At 67.3% G+C, this 15701-nt stretch carries 14 protein-coding genes; 6 read left to right on the top strand and 8 right to left on the bottom strand.

From position 1 onward, the window contains the following. Window positions 1-316: 316 nt before the first annotated feature. The 3 genes from BCM27_RS16665 (at window position 317) to ilvC (ending at window position 3911) form a co-directional block, all read left to right on the top strand. Window positions 317-2281 (top strand): acetolactate synthase large subunit, encoded by a 1965-nt coding sequence (locus BCM27_RS16665; protein ID WP_004019304.1) that lies wholly within the window; start codon window positions 317-319, stop codon window positions 2279-2281. After that, on the top strand, window positions 2278-2781 hold the full coding sequence (gene ilvN, locus BCM27_RS16660) for an acetolactate synthase small subunit (protein ID WP_004019305.1): 504 nt from the start codon (window positions 2278-2280) through the stop codon (window positions 2779-2781). Before BCM27_RS16665 ends, ilvN begins: the two co-directional genes overlap by 4 nt. A 116-nt stretch (window positions 2782-2897) precedes the next feature. Then, window positions 2898-3911 carry a ketol-acid reductoisomerase gene (gene ilvC, locus BCM27_RS16655; RefSeq protein WP_004019306.1) on the top strand — a complete coding sequence of 338 codons (1014 nt, stop codon included), beginning with the start codon at window positions 2898-2900 and terminating at the stop codon, window positions 3909-3911. Window positions 3912-4139: 228 nt separating this feature from the next. On the opposite strand, the gene BCM27_RS16650 is transcribed toward ilvC, so the two are convergent. The 6 genes from BCM27_RS16650 to BCM27_RS16625 all read right to left on the bottom strand — a co-directional run bounded on the left by BCM27_RS16650 (window position 4140) and on the right by BCM27_RS16625 (window position 9370). After that, complete coding sequence (locus tag BCM27_RS16650; RefSeq protein ID WP_239450610.1) at window positions 4140-4361, bottom strand: hypothetical protein; 222 nt, start codon at window positions 4359-4361, stop codon at window positions 4140-4142. Between the two features lie 47 nt (window positions 4362-4408). Continuing rightward, the gene (locus BCM27_RS16645; RefSeq protein WP_004019308.1) at window positions 4409-5146 is read right to left on the bottom strand and encodes an SDR family NAD(P)-dependent oxidoreductase; all 738 of its coding nucleotides are present in this window, start codon (window positions 5144-5146) and stop codon (window positions 4409-4411) included. A gap of 26 nt (window positions 5147-5172) precedes the next feature. Beyond that, entirely contained in the window at window positions 5173-5937 is a 765-nt protein-coding gene (locus BCM27_RS16640; RefSeq protein ID WP_004019312.1) for an SDR family NAD(P)-dependent oxidoreductase, read from the bottom strand. Beyond that, a complete protein-coding gene (locus BCM27_RS16635) occupies window positions 5934-7307 on the bottom strand; it encodes an MFS transporter (RefSeq protein ID WP_004019313.1) in 1374 nt (457 codons plus the stop codon). Before BCM27_RS16635 ends, BCM27_RS16640 begins: the two co-directional genes overlap by 4 nt. 90 nt (window positions 7308-7397) lie before the next feature. Next, window positions 7398-8276 (bottom strand): polysaccharide deacetylase family protein, encoded by an 879-nt coding sequence (locus BCM27_RS16630; protein ID WP_004019315.1) that lies wholly within the window; start codon window positions 8274-8276, stop codon window positions 7398-7400. Beyond that, window positions 8273-9370 carry an asparaginase gene (locus BCM27_RS16625; protein WP_004019316.1) on the bottom strand — a complete coding sequence of 366 codons (1098 nt, stop codon included), beginning with the start codon at window positions 9368-9370 and terminating at the stop codon, window positions 8273-8275. Before BCM27_RS16625 ends, BCM27_RS16630 begins: the two co-directional genes overlap by 4 nt. 246 nt (window positions 9371-9616) lie before the next feature. Here BCM27_RS16625 and BCM27_RS16620 point away from each other — a divergent pair, with 246 nt between their 5' ends. Further along, window positions 9617-10639, top strand: coding sequence for a LacI family DNA-binding transcriptional regulator (locus BCM27_RS16620; RefSeq protein WP_052369249.1), 1023 nt, complete (start codon window positions 9617-9619; stop codon window positions 10637-10639). 95 nt (window positions 10640-10734) lie between these two features. Here the strand turns inward: BCM27_RS16620 and BCM27_RS16615 are convergent, their stop codons facing one another. Then, a complete protein-coding gene (locus tag BCM27_RS16615; RefSeq protein ID WP_004023114.1) occupies window positions 10735-11400 on the bottom strand; it encodes a chymotrypsin family serine protease in 666 nt (221 codons plus the stop codon). Between the two features lie 341 nt (window positions 11401-11741). On the opposite strand from BCM27_RS16615, the gene serA reads away from it, so the two are divergent. Next, window positions 11742-13337 carry a phosphoglycerate dehydrogenase gene (serA, locus tag BCM27_RS16610; RefSeq protein WP_004023113.1) on the top strand — a complete coding sequence of 532 codons (1596 nt, stop codon included), beginning with the start codon at window positions 11742-11744 and terminating at the stop codon, window positions 13335-13337. Beyond that, window positions 13334-14341 (top strand): 3-isopropylmalate dehydrogenase, encoded by a 1008-nt coding sequence (locus BCM27_RS16605; protein ID WP_004023112.1) that lies wholly within the window; start codon window positions 13334-13336, stop codon window positions 14339-14341. The genes serA and BCM27_RS16605 overlap by 4 nt, the downstream gene beginning before the upstream one ends. Before the next feature lie 100 nt (window positions 14342-14441). Here the strand turns inward: BCM27_RS16605 and BCM27_RS16600 are convergent, their stop codons facing one another. After that, a complete protein-coding gene (locus BCM27_RS16600; RefSeq protein WP_004023111.1) occupies window positions 14442-15674 on the bottom strand; it encodes an MFS transporter in 1233 nt (410 codons plus the stop codon). Window positions 15675-15701: the final 27 nt, after the last annotated feature.

Below are 15701 nucleotides of genomic sequence, written 5' to 3'. Positions count from 1 at the left end.
CCTGCCGACGGGTTCGTCGCGCCATATCAGAAGCGCGGTGCGATCGCGCCCGGTTCGACCAGTGATTTCCCAGATGGTGGGACGCATTGGTCCGGAGTTTGACTCTGAACCGAACACAGTCCTACCGTGAACGCGTGATGCAGAACGGGATCCTCGTAGTAATCGGCTGGCGCGTCTTCGCCTGACCGGTCACCTCGCAGACCCCCAACCGGCATCGACGCGCCACCCTCGAACAGCGGAAGCTGTCGGGGGTTTTTTCATGCCAGGTACTTCCATCACGGATATCGGATTCCACAACCAAGATGAGGATCGTGCAGTGAGCGCACCAACAGCACGCACCGACGCGGGCCGAAATGAGCCGACGCGTAACGCAGGATTGCGGCAGCAGTCTCCGGCGGCGGGCAACCTCCGTGCGGTAACCCAGCACACTGTTGCGCCCGAGCGTGTCAGCGGCGCCCAGTCCGTGGTTCGTTCCCTCGAGGAACTCGGTGTCGAGGTCGTCTTCGGCATTCCCGGCGGCGCGGTCCTGCCGGTCTACGATCCGCTCCTGGATTCTCAGAAGGTCCGTCACGTTCTCGTCCGTCACGAGCAGGGTGCCGGCCACGCCGCGACCGGATACGCCCAGGTCGCCGGTCGCGCCGGCGTCATGATGGCGACGTCGGGTCCCGGTGCCACCAACCTGGTGACACCGCTGGCCGATGCGCAGATGGACTCCGTGCCCGTCGTCGCGATCACCGGTCAGGTCGGCCGGGCGCTCATCGGCACCGACGCATTCCAGGAAGCCGACATCTCCGGCATCACGATGCCCGTCACCAAGCACAACTTCCTGGTCAGCCGGGCCATCGACATCCCGAAGACGATCGCGGAGGCGTTCCACATCGCCGAGAGCGGCCGTCCGGGCGCGGTTCTCGTCGACATCCCGAAGGACATCCTGCAGGCGCAGACCACCTTCTCGTGGCCGCCGCAGATCGACCTGCCCGGCTACCGGCCGGTCACCAAGCCGCACGGCAAGCAGGTTCGCGAGGCGGCCCGCCTCATCAACGCCGCGAAGTCCCCGGTGCTCTATGTCGGCGGCGGCGTCATCAAGGCGAACGCGGCTGCGGAACTGCTGGAACTGGCCGAACTCACCGGCATCCCCGTGGTCACGACCCTGATGGCGCGCGGCGTGTTCCCGGACAGCCACCAGCTGCACCTGGGTATGCCGGGTATGCACGGCACGGTGGCGGCGGTCGCGGGTCTGCAGCGCAGCGACCTGCTGATCACCCTCGGTGCGCGCTTCGACGACCGGGTCACCGGGCAGCTGTCGTCGTTCGCGCCGAACGCGAAGGTCATCCACGCCGACATCGATCCTGCCGAGATCGGCAAGAACCGACCGGTCGACGTGCCGATCGTCGGTGACTGCAAGGCGGTCATCGCCGAGCTCACCGAAGCCCTGCGCGACGAGCGCGCGACCAGCGGCTCTACTCCCGACATCTCGCAGTGGTGGTCCTACCTGGACAACCTGCGCCGGACCTATCCGCTGAGCTACGACCGGCAGACCGACGGTTCGATGTCGCCTGAGTTCGTCATCCAGGCCCTCGGCAAGGCTGCCGGCCCGGACGCGGTGTACTGCGCGGGCGTCGGCCAGCACCAGATGTGGGCCGCGCAGTTCATCTCCTACGAGAAGCCGCGCACCTGGCTCAACTCCGGTGGTCTCGGCACCATGGGCTACGCGGTGCCCGCCGCCATGGGCGCCAAGGCCGCCGATCCCGACGCCGAGGTGTGGGCGATCGACGGTGACGGTTGTTTCCAGATGACCAACCAGGAACTCGCCACCTGTGCGATCGAGGGCATCCCGATCAAGGTGGCGCTGATCAACAACGGCAACCTGGGCATGGTTCGTCAGTGGCAGACGCTGTTCTACGAGGAGCGGTACTCGAACACCGACCTGTCGACCCACTCGCGGATGATCCCGGACTTCGTCAAGCTCTCCGAGGCGCTGGGCTGTGTGGCCTTCCGCGTCGAACGCGAAGAAGACGTCGACGAGGTGATCGCGAAGGCGCGGGAGATCAACGACCGCCCGGTGGTCATCGACTTCATCGTCGGCAAGGACGCCCAGGTGTGGCCGATGGTCGCCGCGGGCACCGGCAACGACGAGATCATGGCCGCCCGCGACATCCGGCCGTTGTTCGACGACGACGAGTCGGCGTCGGGTCCGGTGGAGATCCACCAGACGATGGACGGCCATCAGACGGTCGAGAACGCACCGGCCGACCGCGCAACCGAGAAGGACGAGCAGTGAGCACCACCCATACCCTCAGCGTCCTGGTCGAAGACCGTCCGGGCGTCCTGGCGCGCATCTCCGCGCTGTTCTCACGACGTGGCTTCAACATCGAGTCGCTGGCCGTCGGCCCCACCGAGCTCAAGGGCATCTCGCGGATGACGATCATGGTCTCCGTCGAGGACTTCCCGCTCGAGCAGGTCACCAAGCAGCTCAACAAGCTGATCAACGTGATCAAGATCGTCGAGCAGGACCCGGGGAGCTCGGTGTCGCGCGAGCTGATGATGGTCAAGGTCCGCTCGGACTCCACCGTGCGCACCGAGGTCATCGAGGTGGTGAACCTGTTCCGCGCCAAGGTCATCGACGTCTCGCCCGAGTCGCTCACGATCGAGGCGACAGGTACGTCGGAGAAACTCGAAGCACTTCTGCGGATGCTCGATCCGTATGGAATCCGGGAGATCGCGCAATCCGGCGCGGTGACCCTCGGTCGGGGACCGAAGAGCATGTCGGCCAACCGCTGACAGGGAATCCCGTTGTCGCCGTGCGCCACTGAGCGCGGACGGCAGCGACAAGAGAATTACGAAGCCCGGGCGTTCGGAGAGTTCGCCGGGGTCACCACATATCGAAGGGAAACATAGTGGCCATCGAACTGTTCTACGACGACGACGCAGATCTGTCGATCATCCAGGGTCGCAAGGTCGCGGTGATCGGCTACGGCAGCCAGGGCCATGCGCATTCGCTGTCGCTGCGCGATTCCGGCGTCGACGTCGTGATCGGTCTGCGCGAGGGCTCGAAGTCGAAGGCGAAGGCCGAGGAGCAGGGCCTCAAGGTGCTGACCGCGTCCGAGGCCGCCGCATGGGCCGACGTCATCATGGTGCTGGCACCCGACACCTCGCAGGCCTCGATCTTCACCGAGGACATCGAGCCGAACCTGCAGGACGGCAACGCGCTGTTCTTCGGCCACGGTCTCAACATCCACTTCGGTCTGATCAAGGCGCCGGAGAACGTGACCGTCGCGATGGTCGCCCCGAAGGGCCCCGGCCACCTCGTGCGCCGTCAGTTCGTCGACGGCAAGGGCGTTCCCGCGCTCATCGCCGTCCACCAGGACCCGAAGGGCGAGGGCCAGGCGCTCGCGCTCAGCTACGCCAGCGCCATCGGCGGTGGTCGTGCCGGCATCATCAAGACCACCTTCAAGGAAGAGACCGAGACCGACCTCTTCGGTGAGCAGGCCGTGCTGTGTGGCGGTACCGAGGAACTGGTCAAGACCGGCTTCGAGGTCATGGTCGAGGCGGGTTACGCCCCCGAGATGGCCTACTTCGAGGTGCTGCACGAGCTCAAGCTGATCGTCGACCTCATGTACGAGGGTGGCATTGCGCGGATGAACTACTCGGTGTCCGACACCGCTGAGTTCGGTGGCTACGTGTCGGGCCCGCGGGTCATCGATGCCGACACCAAGGAGCGCATGCGCGCCATCCTCACCGACATCCAGGACGGCACCTTCGTCAAGCGCCTCGTCGCCAACGTCGAGGGTGGCAACAAGGAACTCGAGGGTCTGCGCAAGGCGAACGCCGAGCACCCGATCGAGGTCACCGGCAAGAAGCTGCGCGATCTCATGAGCTGGGTCGATCGCCCGATCACCGAGACCGCCTGAGTCACAACCGCAAGCGGGCCCGCACCGAAAGGTGCGGGCCCGCTTGCGTTTCCGCACACCCACCCCTTTTCGGCAAACCCACCGGGGTCGAGGGGGAGGAAATGCCGAAAAAGGGTGGGTGTGGCTCGACGGGTCACGTGACCGCTGCGAGCCACCTCTCGACCGCCGGAGACCTCGCGGACGTATCGCGGGACCGGACCTGCCGGTCGGCGCGGCGGAAGCGTTCTGTCACACCGCGTGTGCCGGCAGGCCCTGTTCCCGCACGGAGGCGATGCCGAGCCCGGAACGTTCCGCGACGGCTCCCACGAGTTCGTCGTAGGTCCGGCACACGACCGCCGATCCGGTGAGGGTGGCGACGACCCACCCCGACGGGATCGCGCGCACCGTGTGCCGGCGCAGCACCTCCGACATCCGGCGCGCCACCTCGGCGCGTCGGCGCGGACCGCTCACGAATTCGGCGGCCCAGTCCGCTGGTGCTCCGGCGCAACCCCCACACATCAGGGCATCACGTCGCCGGAGTTGGGGCCGAGGACCTGACCGACGAACAGGTTGCCACCGGGGTCGGACGCGAGAAGGACGGCCACCGGGGCGATCTCCTCGGGTCGTCCGAATCGGCCCAGCGGCAGCTCCGCGCGCTTGCTGCGCTTCCACTCGTCGTCGATGGCGTCGACCATCGGCGTGTCGATCGGTCCGGGTGCGATCGCGTTCACCAGGACGCCCCGGGCGGCCGTCTCGAGCGCGATCGACTTCGACATCGCGATCACACCCGCCTTCGCCGCGGCGTAATGGGCCAGTGAGACACCGCCTTTGATGGCCAACTGAGAGGCCACGTTGACGATGCGGCCGCTGCCCTGCGCCAGCATCGGCCGCAGCGCCGCACGATTGAGCAGAAAGACGCTCGTGAGGTCGATGTCGACGGTCTCGCGCCACAGCTCGGTCGGCATGTCCACGGTGGGTGACTGGGTGAGGATGCCGTGCGAGCACACGAGGATGTCGAGTCCACCGTCGTGGTCGACGATCTGGTTCACCAGCTCATCGACCTCGGTTTCGATCGTCGCGTCGAGGACGACGCCGCGGCGCCCGCCGACCTCGTCCGCCACCTCCTCGACCCGTGTATCTCGGTCGGCCAGCGTCACCACGGCGCCCTCGGCGACGTAGGCCGCCGCGATCGCGCGTCCGATACCCGACGCAGCGCCGGTCACCAGCGCCCGTCGTCCGTCCAACAGTCCGGTCATGTCAGATCCTCTCCGGGATGGTGCATTCAGTCACGCATGGCGGTGGTCAGGGCGCCGTCGACGACGATCGCCTGACCGCTGACATAAGACGCCTGAGGACTCGACAGGAAAGCGATGACCTCGGCCACCTCGCGCGGATGACCGACCCGGCCCCACGGGATGTAGCCGCCCGCCCGGTCGAGACCTTCCGGTCCCAGGGAGTTGACCGCATCGCTGGACTGGGGGGTGCGGATCAGGCCGGGGATGATGGCGTTGGCGCGGATGCCCCGGGGCCCGTACTCGACGGCGAGACTCCGCGCCAGGCCGACGACCCCGGCTTTGGCGGTCGCATAGTGGGCGTGGTTCTGCCAGCCGTAGATGCCGCCCGCGATCGACGAGATCACCGTCACCGAGCCGCCGTCGCCCATGTGGCGCAGGCCGGCCCGCGCCGTGCGCATGACACCGTGCAGGTCGACATCCATCATGTCGTGCCACTGGTCGTCGGTGATCGAATCGAACGACGCCTCCCGCAGGATGCCCGCGTTGGCCACCGCGATGTCGACGCGGCCCCAGGCGGATACGAGTTCATCGGCGAAGGCATCCACCGACTCGGTGGAACGCACATCCACTTCGACGATCCGCCCCTCGCCGCCGGCGTCGTGCACGTCCCGGAGGGTTGATTCGGGGTCGTGCGGATCGCCCGGGAAGGTTCCGATTCCCACGCGCACACCGCGTTCGGCGAGGCACAAGGCCGTGGCCGCGCCGATACCCGATGCGGCGCCGGTGATCATCGCGACACTCGGATCGCTCATGCCTGGGCTCCCGCCGTCGTCGTGGGACCCGCGGGAACGCCCGCCTGGGGCGGGGTGTCGGCAACCTTGCGGGCACCGAGCACGATCACGGCCGAGGCGATGGCGCCGAGCGCGCCGACCCAGAGAGCAGCCGTCGAGTAACCGATCGACGCGGCGGTGAGGCCGGTGAGGATGAAGCCCGAGATGATCGCACCGGGTTGGGACATGGCGCCGATGAACGCGCTTCCGGTTGCGCGGCAATCGGTGTCGAAGCACTCGGCCTGGAAGAACATGATCGCGGCGTACGGGCCGAGGAGGAAGAACAACCCCATCATGTAGGTCACGAGCACGAAGATCTGATCCGACGGTCCGAGAAGCATCGCGCCGAAGAACAGACCCGAGAGCAACCAGCCCACGGCAATGGTGTTGCGGCGGCCGAAACGGTCGCCCGCCCACCCGTGGGCGAGGTAGCCCGCGACCGCGACGAGGTTGGACAGGACCACGAGGATCAGGGTGCTCGAGGCGTCGATTCCCTTGCCCTTCTCCAGCACCGTGGTGCCGAGGACCGAGAAGGTCTGGATGGCGAACCAGTTGAGCAGCCACGCCAGGGACAACACGACGGTGTTGCGCAGATGCTTGCCGGTGAAGATCCGCTTGAAGGGGGCCGAGGTCTGCTCGACCGTCGCGGTCGCGGCGGCCAGTGCTGCTGCCTCGTCGTGCTTTCCGGCCTTGCGGAGTTGCTTGACGGCGTGTTGCGCCTCGAACTGGGGGCTTTCCTTGAGGGTGCGGCACACCAGAGCGACGATGACCGCCGGGATGGTCGCCAGCAGGAACGCGATCCGCCAGGAGTCAGCGCCGAAGATCGCCGTCACGATGGCGACGAACCCGGCCGCGAGCAGTGCGCCGGCCGGCCAGCCGGTCTGGACCATCGAGTAGACGAAACCCCGGCGCTTCTTGATCTTCTCGTCCTCGGTCAGCTCGTAGAGCTCGTTGAGGTATGTGGCGTTGACCGACTGTTCGGCGAGTCCCAGACCGCTGATCGCGCGGACTCCGATCAGCGAGGTCGCGCCGAAGGTCGCGGCAGTGGCCGCCGACGACGCGGCCGTGCCGCCGACCGAGATGATCATTCCCTTACGGCGACCGAGCTTGTCCACCATGGGGCCCACGAGGAGGACCACGATGGCGGTGCCGACGCTGACGAGGGTGGAGACCAGGAGCGCATGACTGGTGGTCCAGCCGAACGACTCCTCGATCCGCGGAAGCAGCGTGCCGAACAGGATGAAGTCGTACACCGCGATCGTCCAGGCGAAGAACGCGATTCCGGATGCGCGGCGGGTCTCCTTGCCGGTGACACGCCGCAACCCCGGGGTGGGGGTGGTGGGTCGAGACATGGTTGTGCTCTCTTGCTCAGTGGGATTGGCGGGCTCGCCGGCTCTTGATCGGGTCGGCGATGGGAAAGCGTTGGAGGTGGCGAACAGGCGTCAGTTACGCGGCGACCGCTTCTTGAAGTCCTCGGCGATGGTGTCGAAGTTCGCCCAGCGGACGCCGTCGTGCGAGTTGATGTGCTCGATCAGTCGCTCGAGCATGAGCAGTACCTGCGGACGGCCGGAGACGTCCGGGTGGATGGTGAAGGTGAAGACCGCGTAGTCGCTTTCGCGGTAGACCCAGTCGAACTGGTCGCGCCACATCTCTTCGATGTGCCGCGGATTCACGAAGCCGTGGCTGTTCGGGCTGCCCTTGATGAACATCATCGGCGGCAGATCGTCGAGGTACCAGCTGGCCGGGATCTCGACGAGGTCGGTCTCCTCGCCGCGGACAAGCGGTTTCATCCATTCCGCGGCCGGCTTGTCATAGTCGATCGGCGTCCATGAGTCACCGACGCGGACGTAGTACGGCTCGAAGTCACGGTGCATCAGCGAGTGGTCGTAGGTGATCCCGCGCTCGACGAGAAGCTCGTTGGTGACCTTGCTGAACTCCCACCACGGCGCGACATATCCGGTGGGTCGCTTGCCGGTCCTAGTGCTGATCAGATCGATGCAGTGATCGAGGATCTCCGATTCCTGCTCACGTGTCATCGCGATCGGGTTCTCGTGGCTGTATCCGTGCAGACCGATCTCGTGTCCCGCGGCGACGACCTGATCGAACTGTTCGGGGAACGTCTCGACGGAGTGGCCCGGCCAGAACCAGGTCGCCGGGAGGTCGTATTTCGCGAGCAGATTGTTGAGACGGGGGACTCCGACCTCGCCGGCGAACACACCGCGCGAGATGTCCCCGGGCGAGTTCTCGCCGCCATAGGAGCCCAGCCAGCCGCCGACCGCGTCGACGTCGATTCCGAAGGCTACGAAGATATCCTTGGTCATTTGTTCAGTCCTCCTTGGTTGTGGCGATCGGTGGTGTGGAGTTTTGTGTCGTCCCCGGCTCCGGGTCCGGATGACTCCCGGGTTGCCCCAGGGGTGCCGGACGGAGTCAGGTCGGCATAGGTCGAGATCAGCTCTGCCAGCGGCTGCTCCAGGGCGAGACCAGTGGACAGCAACAGCGCCAACAGAATTCGCGCCTGGGCGGCGGGTAGTCCGGAGACAGGTGGGACTCCGGCGGCGACCAGGTCGGCGCCGCCGCCGTTGCCGTAGACGCCGCGGACAGGTCCGGCCGGTACCCGGGTGGACAAGATGAGAGCGAGGCCGTCGTCGACGAGATCGGTCGCGGCGTCGACGATGGCGGGATTCCCGTTGCCGATGCCGGTGCCCGCCAGCACGATTCCGGCGGCGCCGCAGTTCGCGGCCGCGCGTAGCAGTGCGTCGTCCGCACCGGGATAGACGTCGACGAGATCGACACGGGTGTCGTCGAATTCGGGGCCCGGGCGCGGCAGCGGGTCGGGTCGCGGTGCCGTGGGACCGAAGCAGACCTGCTCGTTCGTCACTGAGCCCGACGGGGGAGAGACGACGGAGCGGAAGGCGTCGAGTGCGATCGTGTGGATCTTGCGTGCCCCGCGGGCGGGGATGATCTGCCCGGCGAAGACGATCATGACGCCACGGTCGCGGGCGGCCGGCGCCGCGGCGACTCGGACGGCGTCGGTGAGATTGCCCGGACCGTCACCGTCGGCGGTGTCGCCGGCCCGCTGGGCTCCCGTCAGGACGACGGGACGCGGATCGTCGTGGACGAGGTCGAGGAGGATCGCGGTTTCCTCCATCGTGTCGGTCCCGTGCGTGATGACCACGCCGTCGACGGGTTCCGTGGGCCGGGCGAGAAGTGCGCCCACCGCGTCACTGATCTGCCGCAGGTGTCCGAGCGTGAGCCGATAGGACCCGACCGTCATCAGATCGATGGTCTCGACCTCGACGTCGTCGAGGCCGGCGCGCTCGACCAGCCGCGCGGCGGTCTGGGTGGCCACGACCCCGGCGTCGGTCGCCTCGGACGCGATGGTGCCGCCCGTCGCGATGACTGCGACCCGGGTCATCGGCGACGGTCCCGCGACGGCGTGAGGCCCCGGAAACCTGCGGCGATGGAGCTGACTGTGACGTGCATGACGTGAAGTGAAACACACGACAAACGTTTGGCGCAATCGTTTGTGTAACTTCCGCCAAACGTTTGGGTAAATCACGACGTAACAGACCGGGTTGGGTACGCTGTGGGCCACCGACAAGAGAGGGCCGGGTTGAGGAAGACAGGAGAGGGGCCGGCGCGGGGACCGCTGACGCTCCGCATGATCGCGACGGAGCTCGGGGTCAGCCCGTCGACCGTGTCGCGAGTGCTCAATACGCCCGGTGACGCCGCGCTCCGCTGGGGTTCGTCTGACACGGTCGCCCGGATCCGCGCGTTTGCAGCCGAGCACGACTACTCGCCGAATCCCCAGGCATCGAGTCTGCGCACACGGCGCTCGGGATTGATCGGGGTGCTCGTCCCTCGACTACAGGACTATGTGCTCGCGACCATCTACGAGGGGATAGAAGAGGCGGCCTACGAATCGGGTCTGTCGACATTCGTCACCAACTCGCTGGACAAGCCGGACAACCAACGGGCACGTACTCGAATGATGATCGACCGGCGGGTCGACGGCCTGATCTACGGGGACGCCCACCTCGACCACCGCTTCCTGGACGAGATCCATTCGCAGGGAATCAAATTCGCGCTCGTATCCCGAACGGCGGGGGACTATCCCTCGGCGACCGTCGATGATGTGAAGGGCGGACGACTGGTCGGTTCGCACCTGCTCGACACGGGACGACGAGATGTCGCGGTACTCGCCGGCTGGGAGTTCGCCTCCACCGCTCGTGACCGGACCAACGGCATCGTGACCACGTTCGCCGAGCACGGCGTCGAGATCCCGGACGACCGTATCGTCTATTCGGGCTTCGATCCGGCCGGCGGTCGGGCCGCCGTCGAGCAGCTGCTCGCGACCGGCCCGGTGCCCGACGCCATTTTCGCGACCAACGACTTCGCCGCGATCGGAGCGTTCGGAGCTCTGCGCGATCGTGGGATTCGCGTACCCGACGACGTCGCCCTCGTCGGTTACAACGACACGCCGATCGCCGCGGGCGGTGCCGTCCCGCTGACCACGATTCGATCACCGATGCACGAAATGGGCAGGCGCGCTGTCGGCTTGCTGCTCGAGGTCATCGGCGGCCGGACACCCGAGTCGATCGTGCTCGAGCCCGAACTGATCGTCCGCTCGAGCAGCATCTCCGCGACCGTTCAGGCGGGCGGTCCGTCATCCATCGAGGCGTGACGAACCGACTCCCGCACCGCCTGAGCTGACCCCGGACACGACGACGCCCCGGAGGGAAACCATCCGGGGCGTCGGTGGGGGTGGGAATCCAGTCGTCAGGCGACCCGGAATCCCTTGTAGGCGTCGAGAGACCCGATCCGCTTGAGGATCGGCTGGATGTTGGTGCCGGTCTCGGGGCCGAGGCAACCGAGGAAGTAGTAGGCGTTGACCATCCCCACGAGGCGATCGCCCACGACCACGGGGCTGCCGGAGTCACCTTCGATCACGCACATCTGGCTCACGTGGACATCACCGTCGGAGAACCAGGCGATACCGCAGGTGTTGCCGGTGGTCCGGCCTTCCTTGCAGGCGATGGTCGGGAAGGCAAGGGGCTTCGGGTCGACCGAGCGGATGGTGACCCCGCGGACGGTGCGCAGCGGCACGACGCGCGAGGCGTCGAATTCGACGATCGCCATGTCGAGATCGGGCGCGGTGTAGGTGATGGTGCCGGCCTGGCCGCGATCCTGGAAGGTCTCGGAGTAGACCTTCTGGCCGGGGGTGCCGCAGTGGCCAGCGGTGACGCCGATGAGCTTGTTCGTCTTCGAGCGACCGATGGTCGTCAGCGTGCAGGCTGCCGCCGAGTTGCCACCCTTGAGGACCAGGATGCCGGAGCCGCCCCCCATGAAGATCTTCGCCGGTGCGGCGACCGCGACGCCCCCTCCCCAGCCGGCCAGCACCGTCGCAGCCAAAACCGCCAACAGCACTGTCAGCTTCTTCGTCATCCGCACTCCACTTCTCGTGTCCAACCGGTTCTCGGTCACAGGCATCGGGCCACCGGTCGGGACTTCGCAACCGGCGGCAAGCACACCGTACCGGTCCCCCCGGGTGCTCACGTCTGCGTGGGATCGACCCGCGGTCGGTTTGCAACACTTCCGTGATGCTCCCAGCAAGGTAGCCGTAATGTGCGTCACACTCTACCCATGCCGAGGGACAGGTCTCCGGTTTCGGGGTACACCGCATGCTCGGCGGCACCTACCACACCTTTAAGCTGTCGTACGGAGTCGTCACCGACACTCCGCACCGCCGATCGTGAAACCGCACTCCCGAACCTGGAGAAATGACTGTGAGCTCTGCTGGCCGCCCGGTTGTACTCATCGCCGACAAGCTGGCGCCGTCCACCGTGGAAGCACTCGGTGACGGTGTCGAGGTGCGATGGGTCGACGGTCCGGATCGTCCCAAGTTGCTCGAGGCGGTCGTCGACGCCGACGCCATCCTGGTCCGCTCGGCGACGACCGTGGACGCCGAGGTCCTCGACGCGGGCAAGAAGCTGAAGATCATCGCCCGCGCCGGTGTCGGCCTGGACAATGTGGACGTCCCCGCGGCGACCGAGCGCGGCGTCATGGTCGTCAACGCCCCGACCTCCAACATCCACACGGCGGCCGAACACGCTGTCGCACTGCTGATGTCGGCCTCGCGTCAGATCCCGGCCGCCGACGCCACCCTGCGTGAGAAGACCTGGAAGCGTTCGTCGTTCAACGGTGTCGAGATCTTCGACAAGACCGTCGGTGTCGTCGGCCTCGGCCGCATCGGTCAGCTCGTGGCCGCCCGGCTGGCCGCGTTCGAGACCCACATCATCGCCTACGACCCCTATGTGTCGCCGGCCCGCGCGGCCCAGCTGGGGATCGAGCTGGTCAGCCTCGACGAATTGCTCGAGCGCGCCGACTTCATCACCGTCCACCTGCCGAAGACGCCCGAGACCCTGGGTCTGATCGGCGCCGAGCAGCTCGCGCGGACCAAGAAGGGCGTGGTCATCGTCAACGCCGCCCGTGGTGGTCTCATCGACGAGCAGGCCCTCGCCGACGCGATCACCTCCGGTCAGGTCCGGGCCGCGGGACTCGACGTCTTCGCCACCGAGCCCTGCACCGACTCGCCGCTGTTCGAGCTCCCGCAGGTCGTCGTGACCCCGCACCTCGGTGCCTCGACCAGCGAGGCTCAGGACCGGGCCGGCACCGACGTCGCCAAAAGCGTGCGGCTGGCGTTGGCCGGACACTTCGTCCCCGACGCGGTCAACATCACCGGTGGCGCCGTCGACGAAGAGGTCGCACCGTGGCTCGAGGTCGCCCGCAAGGCCGGCGTTCTCGTCGGCGCGATCAGCAACGAGCCGCCGACCTCGCTCGTCGTGGACGTACGTGGCGAACTCGCCGCCAACAACGTCGACGTCCTCGGCCTCTCGGCTCTGCGCGGTCTGTTCTCGGCGGTGCTCGACGAGCCGGTCACCTTCGTCAACGCCCCGGCGGTCGCCGAGGGACGCGGCGTGACCAGCGAGGTCACGACCGCATCGGAGAGCCCCAACCACCGCAGCGTGGTCGACGTGAAGGCCGTCTTCGCCGACGGTTCCACCCACAACGTGTCGGGCACCCTCTCGGGTCCGCGGCTGGTGGAGAAGATCGTCAACATCAACGGCCGTAACTTCGACCTCCGCGCCGAGGGCCACAACCTGATCGTCAGCTACGACGATCAGCCGGGTTCGCTGGGCAAGATCGGCACCCTGCTCGGCAATGCGGGTGTCGACATCCTGGCCGCCGGTCTGTCCCAGGACGCCGAGGGCGGCGGGGCCACGATGATGCTCCGCGTGAGCAGCGTTCTCGACGACGACGTCGTCGCCGCGATCGGTGACGCGGTCAGCGCGACCCTGATCGAACAGGTCGACCTCTCATGAAGCTCGCAGTCATTGCCGGTGACGGCATCGGTCCCGAGGTCATCACCGAGGCACTGGGGGTGCTCGAGTCGGTCGTACCGGCGGTGAGCACCACCGAATTCGACCTGGGCGCGCGTCGTTACCACCGCAACGGCGAGTTGCTGACCGAGGACGACCTCGAGTCGCTCCGTCGTCACGACGCCATCCTGCTGGGCGCGATCGGCGATCCGTCGGTGCCCTCGGGTGTGCTCGAACGCGGCCTCCTCCTCACCATGCGGTTCGCCCTCGATCATCACGTCAACCTACGGCCGTCGCGCCGGTTCCCCGGTGTCTCCTCGCCGCTCGCCGGTGACCCCGACATCGACTTCGTGGTGGTTCGAGAGGGCACCGAGGGGCCCTACACCGGCAACGGCGGTGCGATTCGGGTCGGTACCCCGAACGAGGTCGCCACCGAGGTGAGCGTCAACACGCGTTTCGGCGTGGAGCGCGTGGTGCGTAATGCCTTTCAGCGCGCGCAGCAGCGTCGTAAGAAGCTCACGCTGGTGCACAAGACCAACGTCCTCACGTTCGCCGGGTCCATGTGGAGCCGTGCGGTCGACGAGGTCGGCGCCGAGTTCCCCGACGTCACGACCGACTACTGCCATGTGGACGCCGCGACCATCTACCTGGTCACCGATCCCGGCCGCTTCGACGTCATCGTCACCGACAACCTGTTCGGCGACATCATCACCGACATCGCGGCCGCGGTGAGCGGCGGTATCGGACTGGCCGCCTCGGGCAACATCGACGCCACCGGTGCCAACCCGTCGATGTTCGAGCCCGTCCACGGGTCGGCTCCCGACATCGCCGGTCAGGGCAAGGCCGATCCGACGGCCGCGATCCTGTCGGTCGCCCTCCTGCTCCGGCATCTCGGTGAGGACGACGCCGCCGCGCGGATCGAGAAGGCCGTCGCCGACGACCTCGCCGACCGCAGTGGCACGTTCAGCACCTCGGAGATCGGGACGCGCATCCGCGAGCGGCTGTAGTTCCCCCGCGACCCACGACTCCCTCGCGGCAAGCACACCCGCCATGGACGGACGAGCCCGCCACCGGATCGGTGGCGGGCTCTGTCCGTGAGTGGCGGGTTTACGCGTCCACCAGTTCGTCGGGCTCCCGAGTCCGGTCGCGGGGGACCAGCGGTGTGGCGACGAGCGGTGCGAGGGCGGTCGCGGCGAACGCGAGTGGGAAGCCGACCGCGGCGATCAGTGCTCCGAGAAGCGGTGTGGTCGCAGCGGTCACCAGATACTGTCCGGTGTTCTGCACGGCCAGGCCGCGACCGCTCCATTCCGGGCCGACGTATTCGGCGATGGCGGTGAACGCCAGACCGTTGTCGGCGACCGAGATGATGCTCGCGACCGCCATGAGTGCGGGTGCCAGTGGGCTGTCGAACCAGTCGGCGATCGCGAGCGCGAACATCGCGGCGACACCGGCGACCGCGATCACCCGGACGGGTCGCATCCGCGACATCCACGCATCCGACCATCGTCCGGCGACTATCCGTCCCAGCGCACCCACGACCTGGGTGACCGTGATCAAGATGCCGGCGCCGGCCGGCGACCATCCGTGGGCGACGATCAGCCAGGTGGGCACGAACGTCCACAGCATCGACTGCGGGATGACGAGCAGCATGCTGACGATGTGGATGCGCGCGAGGAAAGAGTTGCCGCGGTAGGGGTTCGCGGGCTGCACAGGATTGTCGACGGCCTCTGTGGTGGGAGCCGTGCGGCGCGGCGGGTCGGTGATGCCGACGATCACAGCGACGAGTCCCGCGGCGGTCACCACGGCGGGGATCGCTAGCGCGGCAGCAGGTCCCGAGCTCGCCGCGACGACCGGCATCGTGAGTGCGCAGACGCCGATGCCCAGCGGTTGAGCCATCTGGCGGATGCCCATCGCGGTCCCGCGCTGATGGGCGGGAAACCAGCCGACGACGATCCGGCCGCTGGCCCCGTTCGCGGCACCGGAACCGAGACCGCCCACCAGCAGCGCGGCGCCCACGACGAGATACGACGCATCGGCCGACGCGGCGACCGCGGCCGCGATCGCTCCACTGAGCGAGATGGACAGCGACAGCAGCAGGATGCGGCGTTCGCCGTAGCGGTCCAACAGGATCCCCCACGGGATCGTCGCGGCCATCAAGCCGATGGTCGGGATCGCGGCGAGCGTCGAGGCCTCGGCCAGCGAGAGTCCGGCGTCGGTGTGCAAAGCAGGGATCAGATAGGCCACACCGCTGACCACGCACGTCGTGGTGAGTGCGGCGAGGAGCGAACAGCCGAGGATGATCCACCTTCTGGCAGTGGTGATGTCGTCGACATCGGTCATGTGTCACTCACCTCGCTGTCTGCTCGG

Source organism: Gordonia terrae (assembly GCF_001698225.1).
Classification (GTDB): domain Bacteria; phylum Actinomycetota; class Actinomycetes; order Mycobacteriales; family Mycobacteriaceae; genus Gordonia; species Gordonia terrae.
The sequence above is the reverse complement of the archived record's forward strand: the minus strand, read 5'-3'. Positions and strand labels throughout refer to the sequence as shown.